Origin of the sequence: Mesorhizobium sp. M3A.F.Ca.ET.175.01.1.1, from assembly GCF_004791945.1 — a bacterium.
In the GTDB taxonomy this organism is placed as follows: Bacteria; Pseudomonadota; Alphaproteobacteria; order Rhizobiales; family Rhizobiaceae; genus Mesorhizobium.
On the sequence record NZ_SRTP01000005.1, the window covers coordinates 350,321 to 372,776 of the forward strand.

Genomic DNA, 22,456 nt, shown 5'->3' on the forward strand with positions numbered 1-22,456 from the left:
CGTTATGAGCAGCCTAGAAACCGGCGACGCCGCCGCTGCAGCCGTCGCGAAAACAAAGCACCGCGTTACGCTCGCCAGTATGGAGGCGAAGATCGCACATGAAGCCTTCATCAATCACGAGCTCGAGCCGACGCTGACCATCTGCCTGATGAAGCTGACCAATGGCTTCGTCCTTGTCGGCAAGAGCGCGCCGGCCGACCCGGCCAACTTCAACCAGGAGCTGGGCGAGAAGTTCGCCCGCGAAGACTGCCTCCGCCAGATGTGGCCGCTTGAGGGATACCTATTGCGCGAGCACCTGGCCGCCGCGGAGGGCGTCTGACATGGATATTCTGGAGATCAACGCGGTGAGCTTCGCCGGCCGCGTCGCGCATGTGGCGGCGGCCGAGCTCGCCGGCCTGCTGAAGTTCGGCGAGGTCAAGCCGCTCCCCACCTGGTTCACGCATGACGAGCTCGAGCAGGGCATCGACGTCACGCCGGAGATCGAGGACATGACGGCTTATGTCGCCAAGCGTAGCTGTGGCGGCGAGACGCTGTATCTGCACCGCAATGTCGGCGACTGGAATGCCGAAGATCCGGCAATCAAGATGGCCTTCGACCTTTTCGCGTCGACGGCCGGCAGCATCGTCGCGCGCATCGTCGAGGCGCAGAACTCGGCCGAGAAGGCGCTCGAGCTCGCGACCAGGCCGGCGCCGGCTGCGATCGACGTCGAGGACACGATCTACGAGAAAGAGGAAAGCCTGCACGCGCAGCGGCCGGAGGCCGTCGCGGCGCAAGAGCAGATCGCCAGCTACGACCAGGCGCAGAAGGCCGAACGGAAGGCCAAACGCGAGGCGAAGCGGCTGGCGGAGGCGGCAAAGCGCGCGACCAGGTCGTCGGGATCTGGCGCCGCCAAGCCGCCGGCGAAGCCCGCGCCTATGTCGATCGGCGAGGCGCCGGCGACACCGCCTGTGAACCGTGGCGGCCGTGGCAACCGAAAGCGCTGATCGCTTATCGCGCGCCTCGAGCCCGGACCCGAGGCGCGCGCTCCTGAAATTTTCCGGAAAATTGTCAACCGCGAGCAGCAATGACTGGCCAAAATGACGGGTTCGGCACCGGACCCGAAAAAAAATCTGCGGGCAAAAAGAAGGTGTCGGCCGTCATCGGCGCATCGGTTGGCCGGATCGAGCATGCCTTGAAGCGACAGGCCATTCGATGGCCGCTCAAGGGCATGCCCTATGAGGGCATCACGCCTGGCGCCTGGCGAGAGGAAGGCGAGCTCGACACGACAGGCTACCTGCCTGCCGATTGCCCGGTGCGGCCACTCGGCTATTCCGGCGAGGACTATTATTTCGTCGACACGTCCGGCCAGGTGTTCAACAGCGGCGACAAGGCGCTCGGCGTCGAGCGCGTCCAGAAGCTTTTCGCCGGCTGCGAGGATTTTCTCTATTGGGCTTGGCCGAGCTGGTCGGCCGGCAAGAACCGCCGCGTCACGGGCTTCAAGGCCGAGGAAGTGCGCCGGGATCTCTACGCGGCCTGCAGGACGCGCGGTCCCTGGACGCCGACCGATCGCGTGCGCGGCCGTGGCGCCTGGCTCGACAATGAGGGCCGGCTCGTCCTGCATTGCGGCGAGTATCTGTGGGTCAATGGCCGCCTCGAGGACACTGGCGAGCTCGGCGATTACTTCTACGTCCGCCGGCAGGCCTCGCTCGTGCCTTGGGCCGACCCGGTGACGTCGGACATCAACCCGGCCGTCGAGATCGTCAAGCATCTGCGGACATGGAATTTCGAGCGCGGCGACGTCGACGTGATGTTCGCCCTGGGCTGGATGGGCGTCTCGCTTATGGGCGCGGCGCTGGAATGGCGGCCGTCCGTCTTCATTGTCGGCGACAGCGGCGCCGGCAAGAGCGAGCTCTCGGGCAAGAGCGGCCTGTTTCGCGCCGCACTCGGCCGATCGATGCTGTCGACCACCAATGCCAGTGAAGCGGGCCTCTATCAGATCGTCGGCCATGACAGCCTGCCGATCTTCATCGACGAGCTCGAGGGCGACGACAATCCCGACCAGGCGCAGAAGATCGTCAAGATGGCGCGCGACGCGGCGTCGGGATCCGTGCGCATCAGGGGTGGCAGCGATCACAAGGGCGTCGAGTTCGCGGCGCAATCGACCTTCGGCTTTTCAGCCATCAATCCGCCGGGCATTCCGCCGGCCTCGATGTCGCGCATGGCTGTGCTGCAGCTCAATCCGCTCAATGCGGGCGACGGCAAGGCGCCGCGGCTGAAGGCGGCCGAGACGGTCGGGCCAAGGCTGTTGCGTCGCGTAGCGGACCACTTCGAGGACTTCCCTGACATCTATGAGGCCTATCGCACAACGCTGCGCGAGCATGGCCACAACGCTCGAGGACAGAACACGTTCGGTACGTTCCTCGCTGCAGCGCATCTGCTGCTCGGCGACGAGGGCATGGAAGCCTGTGGGCTCGAGTATGAAAATCTCGACCATTGGGGCTCGCTGCTGGCGGCTGATGCGGTGCCCGAGCTCGAGAACGTCAAGCCGACCTGGCTGGACTGCATAGAGCGGATCCTGACCAGGCCGATCGACCAGTTCAAGGGCGGCACCAGGCACACGCCGGCGCAGATCTTGGAGGACCTGCAGAACAAATCGATTTCGTTTGTCGACGCGGCCGACAGGCTTTCGTCTGCGGATCTCGGCCTGGTCGACAGCGGCGAGCTCCTGGAGGGCTATTACCTGGCCGTGCCGCACCAGAGCGACATCCTGCAGCGCATGCTCGCCGGCACGGCCTACGCGCCGATCGGCGTCTCGACCACGTCCTGGAGCTGGGCGCTGCGACGAGGACCGCGCGAGATCTTCATCATCGACAAGACGAAGAACCGCATCACCGTCGCCGGCCACCAGCGGCGCTGCACGCTCGTTCGCGCGGCCGAGCTCCGGCGCTGGCTGCACAAGCACGGATGAATTACTGCGATGGCTGGCTCGCAATACTTCAATCCTACACGTCACATTGCAAATCATCTTGCCGGCCGGCAGGCCGGCGCCGATTTCGTATCGATCGCACCAGGTGCGATTGACCCGTGGTCCGCACCCCGGACCCAGTCGCGCGCGTCATTTTCCCTGACCCTCACCCTGCAGAGATCAAGAAGGAGGCCGGTTGACGGCTCGGGCGGCCGCGTAGGCTCTCTGCATCGCGCGGTTCTTGCCTCTCCGATGGGTCCGGGGCGCTACTGGTGTCTAGCTCGTGTCTTCGAAGTGTCTAGACGCCAAGCCATTGAAAACAAAGCGCAATTCATGATTTCAGACACGTTAGACACCTTAGACACCATGGCTGCTCATATGTGCATGCGCGCGCGCGCATGTACGAGTTTCCATGTGTCTAAAGTGTCTTATGTGTCTATTTCTCTGCATGTGATTGATTTCATTGCGAAAATCAAAAGACACCGGCCTAGACACGGCCAAGACACCGGCGAAACCATTAAAATAATTGCGGTGGCGGCATGAGCGGCGATCGGGACCTGTTCGAAAGCGACGATCAGGCGCGAGAGGCGCGCGCACGGCACCAAATCGGCAATCCGTTCGCCGACGCCGGCGCGCAGGCGCAGCGGCGCGGGCGCGGTCGGCCGAGCGGCGCGCTCAACCTGAAGACCAAGGATTTCGAGCGCTACTACTCGGCCATGGGCTACCGGGATCCGCTCAAGGCCATGGCCGAGTGGCTGACGGCCGACGCGGTGGCGCTGCAGGCTTGGTTCGAAGAGCACGAGCAGACGAGGGTGGCGATCGGCAAGGGCACGGCGCAGGCGGTTCCCTCGCTGCTCGAGATCATCAAGGAACAGCACGCCGTCGCTGTCGCCCTGGCGCCCTACCTGCACGGCAAGAAGCCCGTCCAGGTCGAGATCATCGACGAGCGCCTGCCGACGCTGATCGTCGATCTCGGCACCAACCAGCTGGCCGACGCGCGCCGGCTGGCCGAGCAGCGGGCGCTCTCGGTCGGCTCTCCGATCGAAGGCGACGCCGAGCGCGCCTGGCAGGGCGACACCAAGGAAAACAACGACTTAGCGGAGGGCGAATGACAACGGCTCACGGGCAAACGGCTCACGACGCGGCCAAGCCATTGCAATTGCTGGCGTTTCGGGTGCTGCGCCCGCTGATCGAAAATCAGCGGGGCAGGGAGGGGTCCCCCTCGTTTGGCAGGATCGACCTGGCCTCGACCAGGGCGGCAGCTGCAGCCCTGCCTGCCGCCGGCGGCACTGCAACCCTGGCGCGCGGCGCGGGCCTCCCCCGAAAGGGGGGTCGACCCCCCATACAGGGGCAGGCGTTCTCACACCGTCTGCCGTTTTTGCATCTGCCGGAGGCCGGCGGTGGTGAGGGAGAAAATTGGGCGCGGGTCGACGCGGTGCTGCGGGGCGCGGGTCCGGGGTATGGGGACTGCGCGTGATGGATGCTGCAGCGCAGGATTTTGACACGTCAAAATTGACACCAGATGAGGCGTTGGCGGAGCTCTATCGCCGCCTGACGGTGCGGGGCGCGCCGGCGCCGGGCAGCTTCACCAGTCTGTCGACCGACCAACGTCGGGAATACATGCGGGTCGCCCAGCAGCGAAGCCGGGCCAGGGCGCGGGCGGCGGCCGGGGCCGGCGCGATCGAGGCGAATTCCGCCAACGTTCGCGACGCGCTGGCCGACGCGGCCCTGATGATCCTCGCCACCGACGCGCCAGGCGCCGACCTGGTGCGCGAGATCCTTGCGAAAGTGTTTCGGGAGCGGCCCGGCGTACCGATGCTCGTCGAGCAGCGGGCCAAGGTCGGGAAGATGCGGCCCAAGTTGGTGGTGCTGTCGTGAGTGAGCACATTTCCGACATCGTCAGCCGGGACGATCTGACCATCCTGGCGGAGGAAGAGGTTCGCAAGCTCGTCGCCAAGTATGAGCTCGCCGAGCACTTCGATCCCTACCGATACGTTCCGCCTGGCCCGGTGGCGCAGGCCTTCATCCTGTCGACGGCACTGACCAAGGTCATCATGGGGCCGCTCGGTGGCGGCAAAACCACGACCTGTGCATTCGCGCGGATCTATGCCGCGACGCTGGCGCCGGTGGCGTGGCATCCGGAAGACGGCAAGCCGACGCGCATGTGCCGCTGGATCGTGCTGCGCGACACCTTCCGCTCGGCTGAAAAGACCGTTTTGGAAAGCTGGAAACAGTGGTTCCCGAAGGGCTATCCGGGATCGACCTGGACGGGCGGAAACGATCGCCCGGTGACGCATGTGCTGCGCTTCGTCGGCGCCGACGGCGTCCGGATCGAGGCGATCACGGAATTCGCCGGCCTTGGCGAGGCCTCGATCGAGACGCTGATGAAGGGCCGCGAATATTCCGGCGCTTGGCCAAACGAGCTCGACACGCATGCACCTGGTGCTCTCGACGATCTCGAGCAGCGCGTCGGCCGCTATCCGAAGTCCGATATCCTGCTGACGCAAGCCGAGCTCGCCACGCTGGCGCGGGAAAAGGGCAAGGTGTCGATCGCGTCCGGGCCGCGCATGCGCTTCGTCATTGGCGACATGAACGCGCCGACAATCGACAACTGGACCTACAAGGCCTTTGTCACCAACAAGAAGCCCGACCGCCTGCTGTTCCGCCAGCCGTCCGGCCGATCGGTCGACGCCGAAAACCGCTTCAACCTGGAAGCGGACTACTACGACCGCATCATCCGCAACCAGGAAGAACATTTCGTCAAGCGCATGGTCGACAACGAGTTCGGCTATTCGCGATCCGGCAAGCCGGTTTTGAGCAGCTTCTCCTACTTCAAGCACGTTGCCGGCGGCCGCCTGATCTGGCGGCCGGAACTGGATCTCTACATCGGCGTCGATGCGTCGACATCGGGCCTGTCGCCCGCGGCGATTTTCGCCCAGGCGTGGACGCCGCGCATCGCCTTCCTGGATGAATTCTATCTCGGCCACGGTGTCGGCACGGCGCGCTTTGGCGAGGGCCTGAAAATGAAGATCGACAGCGAATATCCGGACGCGCGGATCAAGGTCTATGTCGACCCTGCAGCGCAATACGGTGCCGACAAGGAAGGCGGCCAGCTGGCGGCGCTCGAGCTGCTGTCGGTCATCCTCGGCCTGCCGGTGATGGTTCCGGCCAACGGCTCGAACGAGCTCGGCATGCGCATCGATGCGATCAATTCGGAGCTGCGCGGCTACCTCGAGCCGCACTCGCATCTGATCGTCTGCCCGGAAAAATGTCCGCTTTGGCTCGAGGGCGCGGCAGGCAAGTACCGTTTCCGCAAGAAGCCGGAGAACTCGGGCAACGAGTATGACGACACGCCCGAAAAGCTGCATCCGTGGTCCGATCTGCAGGACGCCGGGCAGTATGTGACGCTTGGCATTCGCGGCCGCGCTGCAGCAATCCGTGGTGCGGCCACCGGACGCGGCCAGGGCGAGCGCGCCGCCGGCGGGCAAAGGTGGGGCTCGCAAGTCGCTGGCGGCGATCGGCGGCCGGTGCCGAAAGAGCGGGGCGGGTTCAATCCGCACAAGTTCTGACCATGCCGATCACCATCACGTCGCCCGCAACCCTGTTCGAAATGGCTGAGCTCTCGGGCGCGAGCTCGCGGCTAATGTGGGCGGTGGCGCGCGAAATGTGGGCGAAGGGCAGCACGTGGGCAGTGCGTGACGGCGACGAGCTGATCGGCCTCGTCGGAATCTATCCGCTGACGCCGGACTGCGGCGAGGCGTGGTTCAACGTCCAGCCGGGGGCTGCCAGGCACATGCTCGCCATGTGCAAGGCGATCAAGTTGACGATACGGGCGACCGGATACCGTGAAATCGTGGCGGTCTGCACCTCCGATGTGGGGAAACGGATCGCGGCTGCAGTCGGCATGACGTTTTTCGAAGCAACGCAAACAGGAGAAGTCTGGTCATGGCAACCCTTTTCGGCGGAAACAAGGGAAGCGATATCGCCAAGCAACAGCTCGAGGCGCAGCAGCGGCGAAGCCTCGCCGATCTAGCCAAGCAGCAAGGCGAGATCGACCAGGCGGCGGCGAGCCCGGCCGGAGGCACCCGCAAGCAGGGTCGCGGGCTGCTGACCTTCCTGTCGGGCGCCGGCCAGGACACGTTCGGCTGACATGTACGAGACGAAACGCCTGAAGGAGCGGCGCAACGCCGCCAAGCGCGAGCACGACACCTTTCAGCCGCTCGTCGACGAGGCGTTTCAATACGCCATCCCGTACCGCAAATCGACGCGCGATACCGGTGCCGGTGAAAAGCGCGTCGACCAGGTCTTCGATCAGACGGCGATCGACAGCGCGTTCCGCTTTGCCGGCAAGCTGCAGCAAGATCTCTGGCCCAGTGGCCAGCAGAATTTCGAGCTCGAGCCCGGGCCGATCATTCTCGACCAGGAACAGCGCGAGAGCATGAAGGCCGAGCTCGAGCCGATCTCGAAGGTGCTCGCCGCCTTCGACGATGATGGCGACTGGGACATGGCGTTCCACGAAATGGCGCTTGAGCTCTCGGCCGGCACCGGTGCCATGCTGATGAATTCGACTGATGATCCCGATCTGCTATGGGAGCCGATTTCGGTGTCGGTAGACGAGCTCATTCTCGAGAAGGGCCGAAACAACAAGATCTCCGGCATCTTCTGGACACAAAAGATGTGCCTGCGCGTGCTTTGGGACACGTGGCCGGAAGGCAAGTTCGGTCTCGAGCTGACAGAGAGGTACCGGACCAAGCCCGAGGAAGAGATCGACGTCAACTGCGACACCGTCTGGGACAAGCAGAAACGCCGCTGGGTGATGCTGATCTGGTGCGAAAAGCAGGAAACGATCATCTACACGTCAATGTCGCGCACCTGTCCCTGGCTGACGCCGCGCTACATGCGCGTGCCGGGCGAAACCAAGGGTCGCGGCCTGGTCATGCTTGCCATGCCGACCATCAAGACAGCCAACACCGCAAAGCGATTGATGCTGCAGGCGGGCGCGATCGCGATGCTCGGCATCTACACGGCCGTCGACGACGGCGTGTTCAATCCAGACCTGTCGCCGCTCGAGCCCGGCGTATTCTGGAAGGTCGCGCGCAACGGCGGCACGCTCGGACCTTCCGTTTCCCGCTTCCCGGATCCGCGCCTCGACCTGGCCGGCCTGGTCGTGAAGGACATGCAGTCCGAGATCAAGGCGACGATGATGGATCAGACGCTGCCGCCGGACAGCGCGGCGGTGAAATCGGCGACCGAGATCCTTGAGCGCGTCAAGCGGCTTGCCGCCGACCATATCGGCGCGTTCGGCCGCCTGGTGAAGGAAATCGTGGTTCCGTCCGTGCGGCGGCGTATGGAGCTCGCCTACAACAAGGGCCTGATCCGGAGCGAGATCCCGATCGACCAGCTGCTGGTGCGCGTCAAGGTGAAGTCGCCGCTGGCCTTGGCCCGTGAGGCGGAGCGCATCGGCAAGATCGTCCAATGGCTGGAAATGGTCATCGCCATCCTGACGTCGGCCGGCGCGCCGCAAGGCGTCAACCGCATCGCCAAGCTCGAGCTGCTGCTGACTGATATCGCCGGCGACATGGGCGTGCCGTCGAAATACGTCGTGACGACGGATGAGCGGAAGCAAATGGACGAGGCCGCGCAACAGCAACAGGCCCTGCTGGCGGCGGCCGCTGCAGCGACAGGCGCCGCAGGTGGGATGCCGACAGCATGAGAGACAGAAACGTCCAGGACATGGTCGCCGGCGCGGCGCGCAGCGGCTGGGAATGGTTCGAAGGCGCGGACGAGAAGATCCGTGAGCGCCTGGACGTTCGCCAGGCCCTCGAGGGGGAAGACGGCATGGCCGTCGCGCGGGCCTGGGCGGACTTCGCCGCGACACCGGGCGGACAGAAAGCGTTGCTGGCCATGGCCAAGGCCACGCTCGACCGAACCGTGTTCTTCGTCAATCTCGGCCTCGACCCCATGTCGATGGCCGTTTTCGGCGCGTTCCGTGAGGGTCAGAACGCGCTCGCGCATGAAATATTTCGCCAGATAGCCAAAGGCCAAGGCGAAACCCTCCTTCCGAGAGACGTGACTTAACCGGAGAACGTGACATGTGGAAACTTTTGGACAAGTACCTGCCGCTGCGCGCGCCTGAAGGCGGCGGCGGTGGCGGCGGTGATGGTGCCGGCGGCGGTGGCGGGGGTGGTGGCTGGGCGCCGCCGGCGGGCCTGCCCGACGAGTTCAAGGGCGCGTCGGCTGACGAGACTTTGGGCAAGCTCCTGGGTGGCTACAACGACGTCAACACCCGTTTCGGCGGCCTGCGCGACAAATTGGCCACCATGCCGAAGGCGCCGGACAAGCCGGACGGCTATGTCTATGAGCCGAGCGACAAGCTGCGGCCGTATTTCGGCGACCTGAAAACCAATCCTGTTTTCGACCAGGCGCGGCAGGCCTTCCACAAGCACGGCATCCCGGCGCAGGCTTTCGCCGGTGTGATCGAGGACCTGTACGGGCCGCTGGCTGAAAAGGGACTGCTCGGCGAGGTTTTCGATCCGAAAGTGGAATTGAAGACGTTCGCGACCGAGCTCGGCCTCGACGCGGCTGGCGCCACCAAGGCGCTGACCGAAACCGACGCCTTCGCTAAGGGCCTTTTGACCCAGCTGAAGGACATCCCGGAAAAGCTCAAGCCGAAGGTCGAGGCGGCGATGCTCGGCCTGACCGACACGGCGGAGGGCAATGTTCTGCTTCGCGCGCTGGCCGGCCGCCTGGCCGAGAACGGCATCCGCATCGGTGGCGATGGCAACGCCGCCGGCGCGCTGACCGTCGAGGATCTGAAAAAGCTCGACAACGACCCGCGCATCGATCCGGCAAACCGCAACCATACGGACCCTGCCAAGCGCTTCGACGAGGACCTGCGCAAGAAGTACGACGAGGCCTATCAGCGCCTTGCCCCGGCCAACAAGACGGCCTGGTAAAAGTTGACCGCATCGCCGCCCGATTAGGCTTCTCTTGCACTTTCGGGCGGACCTGCGCCGCCGGTGGCCTCTCCGCCTCCTTGCAAGGATCAAAGGCGGACCTGCCGGCGCGTTCGCGGCCTCTCCACCCCGGTGTTTCCCTTTAACATCGGAGTTTCCCAAATGACCGTGAATGCACCCACCTGGTTCCCGACCCAGTACGCGAACCGGGCCATGCACATCTATCAGAACAAGGGCAATCGCCTTCGCCCGATGGTGACGGCCGCAACCCGCATCGAAGGCGCCGAAAAGGCCGTCTTCTGGCTCGCAGGCAAGACCGTCGCGCGCAAAAAGACCGCCGCCAACCAGCGCAACGTTCCCGGCGGCGCTGATCGCAAGAAATTCGAAGTTCCGCTCGCTACTTGGGTGGCCTTCGACACCGTCGAGGAATTCAACCTCGACCGCATGTCGGTGGACGAAAAGGAAATCGTCTACCAGTCGGGCGCCATGGCGCTTGGTCGCGCCACCGATATCGAGGTCTACACCGTCATGAAGACGGCCAAGCCGGCCGCCGACGCTGGTCTCGATTTCTCGGCCGGTGCCTTCAGCGCCGCCAATGCCCTCACGCTCTGCAAGGCGCTGCAGGACGACAAGGTGCCGTGGGACGGCCAGGTCTATTGCGGCCTGCCTTCACTGCAGTGGAACCAGTTCCTTGGCAACAAGGTGGTGAACTCGGCCGACCACGTGAAGGACCTGCCGTTCACCCAGGCGACCGACACCCGCTTCTGGAACGGCGTCAACTGGTTCCTGCAGGTCGAGGAAGATCCGGAAGACTTCTACCGGGTGCCCGGCGCCAACAAGCAGGATCTGATGATCTGGCACAAGTCGGCGCTCGGCTGGGGCAACCATACCGATCTTCGCGTGATCCCGCAGTGGGACAACTACGAAGACTGGTGGACCATCAACATGCAGGCCAAGGGCTGCGCCACCACGATGCAGGAAGGCAAGGGCATCAAGTGCTTCACCACCAGCTCGAACAGCGCGATCGCCATCGTCTGATCTGACTGACCGCGCCCGGCGGAGGCTCTGCCGGGCGCTCGTTCCCAAAACCGCAACGGAGATCCCGGACCATGGCTTTCAACGCCAAAGGCTTCAAGACCCTCACCCACATTGGCACGCCCGATGTGAACGGCGCTGCAGGCACCAATGTCTGCCTGCATGCCTACGTCACCAACGACGACACGGCCGCTGTCATCACCGCGGGCTACTTCAACAGCATCGCGACCCGGCTGAAGAAGGGCGACATCATCATGATGTCGCTCGACAATGACGGCGCGCCGATGCTGCGCAACTACCTCGTCACCGCCGTCGCTGCAGGCGTCGTCACGATCGCGGCGCAGAACGTCGCCTGACGTTTCGCGCTTCGTCGCCAGCTCCGGCGCGTCACGTCGCCGGGGCTGGTTTTTGGTCACTGTAGGAGCCGATCATGCCGTTGCTGCAGCCTCTCGATATCGTCAACGCCGCCTGCGCCATCATTGGCGAGGATCCGCTCGAGGATTTCGACGGCGAGGCCGGGGGCGCCGCGATCTCGATCTATGAGGACGTCGTCGGTTTCAACTGCGGCGTCTATCAGTTTTCGTTCTGCCGATCGGTCCGCCAGCTTTCCCGCGTCAGCGACGCCGTGCCGCTGTCCGGCTGGACCTATGTGTTCGATCTGCCTCCCGAGCGCATCGGGCCGCCCATCTACGTCACGGACGACATCACCAGTCCCGATCGGCGCTTCAATCGCTACAGCCTGGTCGACGCCACGGTGCACGCGAGCTGCGAGCCGCTGTTCGCGATGATCAAGATCATCCCTGCGCCGCACCTTTGGAGCGCCACGTTCAAATCCTGCACGATCAGCGCGGTCGCCGCCAGGCTCGCCTTCTCGCTGGCCTCCGATCGCCAGACGCTGGAGACGCTGACGCAAGTCGCCTACGGCAGCTCCGTCGATAATTTCCGTGGCGGACAGATGCGCGCCGCCATCAACGAGGATGCCCAGGCGACGCCGCCGCGCAAGCCCGACTGGTCGAACAACCCCTTCGAACGCGCGTGGAAGAGCTGACATGGTCGCACGCCCTGGCAGGATGCAATCGGCGAGCACCGCCGGCGAGCTCGACCCTTCACTTCACGATCGCTGGGAGCTGAAATACTTCGGCACCGGCTCGAGGCGGATGGAAAACGTCCAGGTCATCCCGCAAGGCGGCTTCAAGGTCCGGGACGGAATGCGCGATGTCGGCGCCGTCGACGCTGCAGCGACGCGGCTCTTTCCCTTCGACGCTTCCGATGGATCGTCTTACGACCTGGTGTTCAAGCCGCTTGGCTGCGCCATGTGGGGTGAAACGGCCGAGCTCGACACAGTCGTGACGGGGCTGACGGCCGATATGCTAGCAACGTTCACCGTTGCGCAGCAGCTCGACACGATGCTGCTTTTCCACACTGAGTTGAAGCCGCAGCGCATCAAGATCCTGGCGCCGAACAATTGGGCGGTCGACGACGTGCCGTTCGTCGGGATCCCGACCTATGACTATGGCGGCGTCTACACCAACGGCGTCTCGGCCGTCTGGGAAGTCGAGTTCGCAGGCTTGGACCCGGCCTCGTCCTTTTTCGTGCTGACGGTGTCGAACCAGGACACCCTGTCGATCGACTACACGAACGACATGCTGGTGATGGCAGGGCGCGTTGAAACCGCCGTGCTCGACCTTCCCAATGTCGCACCTGGTGTAACCTGCGTTTCCTCGAGCGGCGGCACCGGCGGCACCAAGGTCAAGATCACCTTCGACGGCGTGGGCAACGAAGGCGACGGCTGGGCCGTGACGGGCCGCGTGATCAACAAGGCCGACGCGGCTATCCTGTCATTCAAAGTGACACCTGGCGTCGAGCCTGGGGAGGATCTGATATCGGCCACGAAGGGCTGGCCACATTGCGGCGCCTTCTACAGCCAGCGGCTTCTGATCGGCGGTTTCAAATCGCTGCCGAATGCATGGATGTTCTCGAAGGTCGGCGACTATTTCAACTACGACAAGCGCTTCGTCGAGGCCAATGGGCCGACCTTGATCCCCATGGACGTCGCCGGCGGCGAACGGATCGAGCGCATCGTTCCGAACCGCAACCTGCTGATCTTCACGACCCAGGCGGAATACTGGCTGGCCGAACGGGCGCTTTCGAAGACGACGGCGCCGAACCACGTCCAATCATCGCGCCACGGCGCGCGCCGTGGCGTGCCGATCGTCGAGAGCGAAGGCGCCGCGCTGTTCCTGCATTCCGACGGCGATGTGCTCGGCGAGAACCGCTACACCGATGTCGAGGGCAATTTCGTCGCCACCGATATTTCGCTGCTGGCGCCGCACCTGGTCAATCACGGCAAGGATCTTGCTATTCGCCGCGCCACCAACTCGACCAGCGGAAACCTGCTCGGGATGATCCTCGACAGTGGTGACGCCAGGCTGGTCACCATCCTGCGCGAACAGGAGGTCACCGCCTTCACGCGCATGACGACGGCCGGCACGCCGATCGCCGTCTCGGTCAACGGCCGCAACGAAATGAGCTGGCTTGTCGACCGGCCGGACGCGCGCCGCCTCGAGCGCTTCGAAAATGGCTTGCTGCTCGATGCCGCGATCTCGTTCACCTACGGCGTGCCGACGACGGTAATCGGCGGCCTGGCGCGCTTCAACGGGCGCGATGTCTGGGCAATCGGCGACGACGACGTGTTCGGGCCGTTCCATGTCGCCGGCGGTTCGCTCACCTTGCCGGTCGCCGTCATGGCGGTGACTGTAGGCACCTGGTCGCCGCCAGTAGTGCAGACGTTGCCGCTGCCGCGCACTGTCGGGCCGAACATTGTCTTGAAGCGGAGAGCGCGGATCCATTCCGTTATCCTGTCCGTGCTCGACACGACGTCGGTCGCCATCGGCGTCAACGGCAAGGCGCCTGTCGACATCGATTTGCTCCGATACGGCGCAGTGGCGGACGTGCCCGAGCTGCAGGCGCCGTTCACCGGCGATCTCAAAATTCGCGGCCTCACCGGTTACCAGGACGATCCGTATGTCACCATCACACAAACGCGGCCTGGCCGGATGACGGTTCGGTCGATCACCATCGAAGCGTCGCTCTAGGGGAGGCCAGACATGCAGGCGGCATTTGCGGCGATTGCCTCAATCTTCGGCGGTGGCGGCGCTGCAGCGACCGGCGCGGCCGCCACCGGGGGCGCGACAGCGGCCGGCTTGAGTGGCGCGCAAACCCTCGTCTCGGTCCTTTCGGCGATCGGCACGCTCGGCGCCGGCTTTGCCAGCGCCCAGGCCTCCAAGGACCAGGCCAACGCGGTCGAGCTGCAGGCGGGGCAGGACAAGGTCCAGGACACGCAGCGCCAGACGCAAATGAAGCGCACGTTGCTTCAGGTGTTGGGCGACAACGACGTGACGTTCGCGTCCGCCGGCATCGATATTTCCGGCGGCATCGCCCAGGACGCCAGGCAGACGGCCAGCAAGCGCGCGGCCGACGAGCTTACGATCGACAGGCGCGACAGCGATTTCCGGATGGCCCTGGCGAAGATGCGAGCACAGGGCTACCGCCGCCAGGCGAGCTCGACGATCGGCGGAGCTTTGCTCGGCGCCGCCGGCGGCATGCTCAACAGCTATATCGACGGTCAGGTTCGTGGCCTACCGGACGCCGCGTAATTAGGGGAATTCGCGATGGCTAATCGGCAACCTCGAAATCCAGGTGAGCTCCGTCAATTCGACCAGTATGCGAAGATCGGCGACGCGCAATCTTACGCGGTCGACACGGGCGACGCCTGGCGCGCATTGAGCTCGGTCGCCGGCAAGCTTTCCGACCGTCTCGGCAAGATGGCCGATGACGCTGCAGCGCGTGAAGGTGCGATGGCCGGTCTCGCGGCCGGCGCTTCGTCCGGTGCGGCCTATCTGCAAATGCAGGCATCGCAGTCAGCCGCTGCAGGCAAGGCCGGCCAGCTTTCCGGCGATGCGGATAGCATCGTCACCCAGGCCGCCGCCCGCCACGGGGTAAGCGCCGCCTATCTGAAACGCGTCGCGATGATCGAAAGCAGTGGCAACGCCAATGCCGTGTCGCCGACAGGCGCGAAAGGGCCGTTTCAGTTCGTCGGCGGGACGGCTCGGCGCTATGGCCTCGCCAATCCGTTCGATTGGGGACAATCTGCGGATGCGGCCGCGCGCCTGACGGCTGACAACGCCGCCTATCTGCGGCGTGTTCTTGGCCGTGAGCCGAGCTCAGGCGAGCTCTATCTTGCGCATCAGCAAGGCGCCGGAGGCGCGGCCAAGCTGCTCGCTGATCCCAAGCAATTGGCGGCAACGGCGGTCGGCGCCCGCGCCGTGGCCGTGAACGGGGGAAAGGCCGGCATGCAGGCGGGTGAGTTCGCCGGCATGTGGACGCGCAAGTTCGCCGACATCGACGGCCAGCCCGCCACTGTTCCTGCAGGCCCGGCGCCGGCCGCGCCGCCGAAAGGCCTCGTCCAGGCTGGAAATATCGATCTGGGCAACCGTCCGGTCGTTAAGAACGAAGATGGTTCTATCAGCACCGTGCGGTCGATGTCGTTCGAGCAAGACGGTAAAGAGATCCTAATCCCCACCGTTTCGCCCGATGGCAAGCTGTTGAGCGACGAGGACGCGATCAAGCTCTATCGCCGCTCCGGCCAGCATCTGGGCATCTTCGACAGCGCCAAGAGCGCCACTGCCTACGCGAAGGACCTGCACGAGAGCCAGGCCGCCTACTATGGCGGACCGCAATCGGCGAACCGTCCTGTCGTTCCCGTCCTGCAGACGACGCCGCTGGCGCTGCAGCGTAGCGACACGATCTATGGCGACGCGTACAACCGCGCCGCCTCGAGCGCCTATGGTTGGCGCATGCAGACCGGCCTCGAGACGCAAATGCAGGCGGCTTATGAGGCAAACCAGGACAACCCCTCCGGCTTGGCCGACGCGCTCACCAAGGTTCACACCGAATTCGCCAAGGATGCGAACCTTGGAGATCCGCTGTTGGCGGAGGCCTTCGACAAGCGCTTTGCCGAGCGTAGCCAGGCCTTCATGCTCGACGCCCAGAACAAGGCGGCGGCGAAGATGCGGGAGACAGAGCAGGCCGCTGCGTTTGAGGGTATCGCCGCGCAGCGGCAAGGTGTCGAGCGGCAGGCGATCGCGCTCGGAGCCAACCCAAAGGGCGACGCTATCATGCAGCGTGAGGTCGAGCGCGCCGGTCGTTCGATCGACGGCGCTCTGGCGAACGGCTCGCTGACGCCGCTGCAGGCAGCAAAGGCCAAGGCCGACTTGGCGGAGACGGCGGCGACCGGCCGCGTGCGCGGCGTTTACGAAGCCCTCGACACGCCGGAGAAGAAAGAGCAGTTCGCGACCGGCCTGCTGGACGAATGGACGGCCGGCAAGGGGCCGCTCGCCAAGCTGCCGTACGACACCGTCAAGAGCCTGTCGTCGACGCTGTGGAATGAGGCCCGCGCCGAGATTAACCGCCAGACGGCCGCTCAGAAGGTGGAGGCCGCGCGGACGGAAGACCTGGTTAAGGATGACATTGCCAGCGTCGCGGCCACCGGCAAGGGGCTCGATCCGAAAGACAGCGGCTTGTCGCCCGACAAGGTCGCGAGCCTGCTCGGCCCGGAAAAGTTCGACGCCTGGCGCGCCGACCGCGCGCAGGCCGAGAAGACATGGCAGGCGACGGCCGGCCTGGATACGGCGACGCCGGCCGAGATCTCGCAACGGCTGGACGCCTTGACGCCAAAAGCCGGCGCGCCTGGCTTTGCCGGTGACGCCAAGGTGTTCGATGCCGCGTCGAAAAAGGCCGCTGCGGTGCTGAAGGCGCGCGCGGATGATCCGGCGGCCGCCGTGGAAAACGCCTTCCCTGAAGTCAAGGCGATGGCCGACCAGGCTAACCCGCAAGATCCGGACAGCATGCAGGCCCTCGTTTCCGCTCGCCTGCAGGCGCAGAAGGCGCTTGGGGTCGACGAGCTCGGCCAGTCGCCGCTGACCAACCAGGAAGCGCGGGCGCTGGCGCGGGCCGTCACGGCGCAGCCGGATCCGGCGCTGCAGTCGAAGGCCATGAGCCAGCTGGTCGACCAGGTGCAGGCGACCTATGGGCCGCATGCCGACGCGGTGCTGAAGCAGATCCTGCAGGTGCAGGGCATCGACAAGGAAATGGCGGGTTTCGGCGCCGGCCTGTTCGCGCGGCTCAACCGCGGCAACAAGCCGTCGATCGGCGACAAGCGCCAGGGCGGCGTGATGTCCGAAACCGACGCGGCGGCGCAGGCGGGAACGGCAAAGGGGTCGGATGCCTGGCCCGTTCCGAACTACAAGCAAATGCAGATGCTGAGCGCCAATCCCGACCTGGCGCCGCAATACGATCAGAAATTCGGCCCTGGCGCCTCCAAGCTGGTGCTCGGCAAGCCGCAGACCATGAAGTTCAAAGTGCCGGGCGGCACCGAAACGCTCGAGCCCGATGGCAGCGAAGGGTTTACTCCAGATGGCGGACAATAATCCCTTCGACGCGCTCGACAGTTTCGATGACGGTCCCGATCAGGTGCTGCAGCCGGCGCCTCCTCCGGGCCTTGTCGAGCGCTTTAAGCTGAATTTCGAGGGCGGCCAGCGATACAACACGATCCTTGGCGCCATTAACGACGCGCAGACAGAACGGAACCGCCGCGATCGGGCGCGCTTCGATGCGGAATATGAAAGCTTTCCGCAATGGAGCGGCTTCCTCGAGGGCTCATCAGCGCTCGCCGGCTCGGTCGCGGGCACAGCCGCCAGCCCGGAAAATTTCATCCCGATTGGCCTGGGCGAAAAGGTCCTGGTCGGCACCAAGGCGGCCGTTACGGGCCTTTGGGCGAAGATCTTCTCCGGCGCCATAGACAGCGCGGCCGCCAACGCCGTGTCGGACGCGGCAATCCAGGGTGTCGAGCTCGGCGCTGGCAATCGCGACAGCTTCGATCCCTGGCGCTATGCCAGCGGCGTTCTACTCGGCTTCGGTATCGGCGGCCTGGGCGGCTCGATCTCGCACGGGCTCGAGGTGCGATCGAAGGGCAAGGCGACCACGGAGCTATTCGACGCTGCAGCAAAGGAAAAAGCGGCGTCGCAGCCTGGCGCCAATCCTTTCGATGGCCTGGACGACGCGCCGCCGGCTCCGGCCAGCGAACCGGGCAAGATCGTCACCGGCAAAGAGGCACAGGCGGCGTCAGCCCCGCCAGTTCCTGAAAAGCCGGAACAGGGACCCGCGCCAAAATCCAAGAAATCCAAGGCACCGGCCGCTGCCCAGGCCGCGCCTGTGACTGAAAGGCCCGAAGCTGCAACGCTCGGCGACGATCTGTCGGCAAAGGCCGGCGAGGCGAGAGACGTGCCGCCGGCGCCGCCGCCCGCCGCTGCAGCGACGCCCGACGAGATCCTGTCCGGCGCCGGTCACGATCTCAAAAAGGTCGAGGCCGCCGGGCACAATGTCGACGAGGTGATGGCGTCGGCCTCGAGCGAGAACGTCGGCCGCGCGGTCCAGGTGCAGGAAATCGCCTCCCTGCAAGACCGCGTGACCGAGCTCGAGCAGCTGCAGCCGCTGCAGAACGGCTACGGCCCCGGGTTGCTGCGCAACGACAAGGCCGCGCCGGACGAAATGGTCTATGAGCTCGGCATGGGCGCGATGACGAAGCCCGAGCTCGACGCCGAACTTGCCAAGACGAAAGACCGGCTGACTGCGCTCGAGGGCGGCCTCGCGAAAGGGGAGGTCGATCAGCGCATCGCGGCAAGCGTCGAGCTCGGCCGCGCCGGCCAGGCAAAGCGCCAGGCCAGCCATGAGAAGGATCTGGCGGAGGTCAATTCCTTCATGGCAACGCCGGTGCAGACCGGCGCCTTGCGCGGCCAGCTGCAGCGGCCGGCGGGTGGCTCTGCCGCGACGTCGAAGGCCGTCACCAACATCGCCCGCGTTCGCGAGACGGCTGAGGCCTTGGCCGTCGCCCTGGACGTCGCCGCGACCAGGCAGGGCCGCCTGCCGCGCGCCAAGGGCGGCAAGGTGCTCGGCGTCTTCAAGTCGCCGAGCGGCGTCGTGCGAGTAAAGTCGCTCGACGATTTCGACGTGCTCACACACGAATACGGCCACCATGTCGAGAAGAACATTCCCGGCATGACGGCGCTGATGAAGGCGCACGCGGTCGAGCTCCGCAAGCTCGACTACGATCCCGCCGCCGGCCGCCCCACTGAGGGCTTTGCCGAGTTCTTCCGGCTCTGGCTGACCAATCGGCCCTTTGCGCAAAAGGAAGCGCCTGGCTTTGCCAAATCCTTCGAGGCCCTGCTCGCCACGCATCCGGAGATCTCGGGCGCGATCGATAAGGCGTCGAAAGCCTGGTCGGACTTCCTGTCGGCGCCGTCGACGGCGGCCGTCGCCTCGACCATCGTTTCCGCCAAGCGCAAGGGCTGGGTCGGAAAGACCAGTGGCGAGCTGAAGAAACACGGTGTCGCCGGCACCATTCATGATGTGCTGCAGCGGATCTACACCTTCGCCTTTGACGATCTCAACCCGCTGGCCAGAGCGGTGAAAGAGCTGCAGGCGGTGCATATCGCCAACAAGGGGAAGCCGCTGGACATCAACGTCTCGAGCGATGCCTACAAACTGGCGCGCATGTCGCGCGGCGCCTACTCGGCCGGGCACATGGATGTGATGTATGGCGTTGCGCCGTATCGCGGAACGCATCCGGAGAGCCCAAGCCTGCGCGACGCGATAGTCGAGGCGACCGGCAAGCCGAACGCGCTGTCGGGCTGGGATGCCGACAAGGTCCGCGATTTCGGCTCATACCTCTGGTCGCGGCGCGCGCTCGCCGAATGGGAGCGGTTCCGCGCCGGCGAGATCCCGAACCCGCCGGACAAGCTAACCCATGGCGATCACCTGCAGAACGTCGCCGAGCTCGCCAAGGCCAATCCGGCGTTTGTCAGCGCGGCCGACAAAGTGCATGAGTTCGGTCACGCGCTCTGGAAAAAGAAGTTCGACGCCGGCCTCATCGACCAGGTCACCTATGAGGAAGGCCTGAAGATCGTCGACTATGTGCCCGGCCTGCGCGACTTCTCGTCGGACACCGACGCCAAAGTGCCGGGCGGTCCCTCGAGGGGCAAGACAGCGAAGGGCGGCTTTGCCAGCCGCTTCCGTGGCTCGAAACGCGACGTCATTAACCCGCTCGAGAGCATGGCGGCCGACGCCTACGAAACGGCGATGGCGATCGCGCGGAACGACGTCGTCAAGGCTCTCGATCGACTGGCGTTGACGGCCGGCCAGGGCGCCGGCGCGATCGCCGAGCGGATCCCGGCCAAGGAAATGAAGGCGACGATGGTCGACCCGCTCGAGGCGGTCGAGACGGCCGCGCGCAATGCCGGTCTGGCGAAGCCCGACATCATGATGCTGCGCGACAGCGTCGAGAGCGCGATCGGCGACGAGAAGGCCGCGATCTTCCGGCCGGCGATCATCAACGAAAAGGGCGAGCCGATCGTGTTCTTTCGCGACGGCGGCAAGCTGCAGGCGCTGCGCCTGGCGGACGGCAAGTTCGGCAAGGCGATGTACGGCACGCTCGCGGCGATGTCGCAGCACGAGCGCAATTTCTGGCTCGAGCTCGTCGCGGTGCCGGCGCGGATCTTGCGCATGGGCATCACGACAGCTTTCGAGTTCGTTGGGGCCAATTTCGTCCGTGACCAGGCCATGGCCGCCATCCTCTACGGAAAGCCGCTGCAGCGGCTAGGGCGCTCGCTGCAGGGGGCGGCCGACGATCTGCTGGGCTCGGAGACTGCCCGGCTCTATTCGCGCGTCGGCGGCCTCTCTGGCGGACAGGAAACAGCCTCCTTGTCCAAGGTGATGGCGGAGCGGGATCTGGCCGGCCTGCGCCGCAAGGGCTGGGTCGCGAACCGCCTGTCGTCCTGGCATGGCATCCTGGCGGTGGCTGAGGTTTCCGAAACCGCGACGCGCCTTGGCCTTTTCCGTACCTTTGCCCAGGAAGCGAAAGCCCGCGGCCTTTCCGACATGGAAGCCGCGCTCGAGGCAAGCTGGCGCGCGCGTGACTATCTCGACTTCGATCGGCGCGGATCCGGCATGGCGGCGCTGGCGCGCGTGATCCCGTTCTTCAACGTGGCGCTGCAGGGCACGGACAAGGTGACGCGCCACATGATCGCGCCGATCGCCAAGAAGATGCTCGGCCAGGCGCTGTCGCCGGAAGACACGCGCGCGCTCGGCGCGGCCGCCAAGAGCTGGGCCTATCTGGCGGCGCTGACAGTCGGTTCGATGTCGCTCTATGCGCTGCAGAGCCGTAACGAGGACCATGACGAGATCTCGGCGCAGACCAAAGCCACGCACTGGATGATCAAGTCCGGCGGCCGCTGGGTCGCGGTGCCGAAGCCTTTCGAGCTCGCGACCGTCATCAATCTGGCGGAAGCCTCTTATGACGCGATGGTCAAGAAAGATCCATCCGCCGGTGGCCGCTGGGTCGACAGCCTGTTTTCGACGCTGGCGCCGCCGTCGATCCTCGAGGGCAATCCGGCGATCACCTCCTATTTCGAGGTCAAGACCAATACCGATTTCTTCACCGGCGCACCGATCGTGCCCGAGCAGCTGCAGGGTCTCGAGCCCTTCCTGCAATACACGGCGCGCACGTCGGAACTGTCGAAAGAACTTGGCAAGGCCTTCAACATTTCGCCGGCGATCGCCGATCATCTGATCACCGCGCATCTGGGATCGTGGGGCCGATCGGCGCTTTCGCTGTATGACCTGGCACAGCCGGACGCGCCCGGCTTTGCCTGGGACGATGCGCCGATCTCTCGACGGTTCATCAAGGATGCGGCCAAGGGCTCGCAATCCGTGACCATGTTCTGGCAGACGGTGGGCGAGCGCCAGGGCACCCTCGAGGGAAAGGCCAAGAGCTGGCGATCGATGATCGAAAGCGGAGATCCTGCCGGCGCGGCCGACTATTATGCGTCGCAGGATGACATCGCAAAGGTCTATATCGGCATGTCGGCGATGGATGCGAAGGCCCGCCGGCTGCACCCGCTTCTGCGCGCGCGCGGCGCGATCGAGGCGATCGGCGCTATCCGGCGAGATCTCGCCATGAACCGGCTGACGGACGGGCAGGGCAACCCGCTCGAGGTCGGCTCGGCCGCGCGGACGGCCGCCGACGACATCCTGTCGACCTTGAGCATGGCCATGGCGCGAAACGCTCTCGCGCTGGCGGGTGTGCCGGGCTGGGCGCAGCGGCAGGAGATCCCGGAAGACGGGTTCTATCGCGAGCTCGAGGCGGTATCGCCCGATCTGGCGCAGCGCCTGGCTGACGGCTTCGCCACAAACAAAGTCTGGACCTATGAGGCTGTGAAAGAGGCTTGGCCGGATCTGCGCCAGCGCGTCCTCGAGGAAGGGTCGCAGGCGCAGGTGCTCGACCTGGTCGGCGAAGTGCAGTCGGCCGGCAACCCGATCGAGGGCGGGGCCAAGATCAAGAGGAAGCAAAAGCCCGCCCTGGTGCCGTGAAGTTGACGGCACTGCGGGGGCCTCATGATCGGCCCCG

18 protein-coding genes are annotated in these 22,456 nt (G+C 65.2%); 17 read left to right on the top strand and 1 reads right to left on the bottom strand.

What is annotated here, in order from left to right:
• The first annotated feature begins 4 nt into the window (after positions 1–4).
• From EN818_RS15440 to EN818_RS15465, 6 genes are all read left to right on the top strand, one after another.
• Positions 5–319, top strand: coding sequence for a Gp49 family protein (locus EN818_RS15440; protein WP_135904724.1), 315 nt, complete (start codon positions 5–7; stop codon positions 317–319).
• 1 nt (position 320) lies between these two features.
• A complete protein-coding gene (locus EN818_RS15445; protein WP_135904726.1) occupies positions 321–983 on the top strand; it encodes a hypothetical protein in 663 nt (220 codons plus the stop codon).
• An 80-nt stretch (positions 984–1,063) separates the two neighbouring features.
• Positions 1,064–2,947 carry a hypothetical protein gene (locus EN818_RS15450; RefSeq protein ID WP_135906534.1) on the top strand — a complete coding sequence of 628 codons (1,884 nt, stop codon included), beginning with the start codon at positions 1,064–1,066 and terminating at the stop codon, positions 2,945–2,947.
• Positions 2,948–3,483: 536 nt separating this feature from the next.
• Complete coding sequence (locus EN818_RS15455; RefSeq protein WP_135904730.1) at positions 3,484–4,056, top strand: hypothetical protein; 573 nt, start codon at positions 3,484–3,486, stop codon at positions 4,054–4,056.
• A 364-nt stretch (positions 4,057–4,420) separates the two neighbouring features.
• Positions 4,421–4,822: a hypothetical protein gene (locus EN818_RS15460; RefSeq protein WP_135904733.1), complete on the top strand. Its 402-nt coding sequence runs from the start codon at positions 4,421–4,423 to the stop codon at positions 4,820–4,822.
• On the top strand, positions 4,819–6,513 hold the full coding sequence (locus tag EN818_RS15465; protein WP_135904735.1) for a hypothetical protein: 1,695 nt from the start codon (positions 4,819–4,821) through the stop codon (positions 6,511–6,513). The genes EN818_RS15460 and EN818_RS15465 overlap by 4 nt, the downstream gene beginning before the upstream one ends.
• A 160-nt stretch (positions 6,514–6,673) precedes the next feature.
• Here EN818_RS15465 and EN818_RS32700 read toward each other — a convergent pair whose 3' ends face one another.
• On the bottom strand, positions 6,674–6,850 hold the full coding sequence (locus tag EN818_RS32700; protein WP_189523793.1) for a hypothetical protein: 177 nt from the start codon (positions 6,848–6,850) through the stop codon (positions 6,674–6,676).
• Positions 6,851–6,889: 39 nt separating this feature from the next.
• Here EN818_RS32700 and EN818_RS15470 point away from each other — a divergent pair, with 39 nt between their 5' ends.
• From EN818_RS15470 to EN818_RS15520, 11 genes are all read left to right on the top strand, one after another.
• Positions 6,890–7,093 carry a hypothetical protein gene (locus EN818_RS15470; protein WP_135904737.1) on the top strand — a complete coding sequence of 68 codons (204 nt, stop codon included), beginning with the start codon at positions 6,890–6,892 and terminating at the stop codon, positions 7,091–7,093.
• Position 7,094: 1 nt separating this feature from the next.
• A complete protein-coding gene (locus EN818_RS15475; protein WP_135904739.1) occupies positions 7,095–8,657 on the top strand; it encodes a portal protein in 1,563 nt (520 codons plus the stop codon).
• 20 nt (positions 8,658–8,677) lie between these two features.
• Positions 8,678–9,022, top strand: a complete 345-nt coding sequence (locus EN818_RS32705; protein ID WP_189523794.1) for a hypothetical protein — start codon at positions 8,678–8,680, stop codon at positions 9,020–9,022.
• A gap of 14 nt (positions 9,023–9,036) precedes the next feature.
• A complete protein-coding gene (locus EN818_RS15485; protein WP_189523795.1) occupies positions 9,037–9,900 on the top strand; it encodes a hypothetical protein in 864 nt (287 codons plus the stop codon).
• 162 nt (positions 9,901–10,062) lie between these two features.
• On the top strand, positions 10,063–10,938 hold the full coding sequence (locus tag EN818_RS15490) for a phage capsid protein (RefSeq protein ID WP_135904746.1): 876 nt from the start codon (positions 10,063–10,065) through the stop codon (positions 10,936–10,938).
• Positions 10,939–11,009: 71 nt separating this feature from the next.
• Positions 11,010–11,291 (top strand): hypothetical protein, encoded by a 282-nt coding sequence (locus tag EN818_RS15495; protein WP_135904748.1) that lies wholly within the window; start codon positions 11,010–11,012, stop codon positions 11,289–11,291.
• A 74-nt stretch (positions 11,292–11,365) separates the two neighbouring features.
• Positions 11,366–11,983, top strand: a complete 618-nt coding sequence (locus tag EN818_RS15500) for a hypothetical protein (RefSeq protein WP_135904750.1) — start codon at positions 11,366–11,368, stop codon at positions 11,981–11,983.
• Between the two features lies 1 nt (position 11,984).
• Positions 11,985–14,030, top strand: a complete 2,046-nt coding sequence (locus EN818_RS15505) for a hypothetical protein (RefSeq protein WP_135904752.1) — start codon at positions 11,985–11,987, stop codon at positions 14,028–14,030.
• 12 nt (positions 14,031–14,042) lie between these two features.
• Positions 14,043–14,591 (top strand): hypothetical protein, encoded by a 549-nt coding sequence (locus tag EN818_RS15510; protein ID WP_135904754.1) that lies wholly within the window; start codon positions 14,043–14,045, stop codon positions 14,589–14,591.
• A 15-nt stretch (positions 14,592–14,606) separates the two neighbouring features.
• Complete coding sequence (locus EN818_RS15515; protein ID WP_135904756.1) at positions 14,607–17,423, top strand: transglycosylase SLT domain-containing protein; 2,817 nt, start codon at positions 14,607–14,609, stop codon at positions 17,421–17,423.
• A complete protein-coding gene (locus EN818_RS15520) occupies positions 17,410–22,419 on the top strand; it encodes an LPD38 domain-containing protein (protein ID WP_135904758.1) in 5,010 nt (1,669 codons plus the stop codon). The genes EN818_RS15515 and EN818_RS15520 overlap by 14 nt, the downstream gene beginning before the upstream one ends.
• Positions 22,420–22,456: the final 37 nt, after the last annotated feature.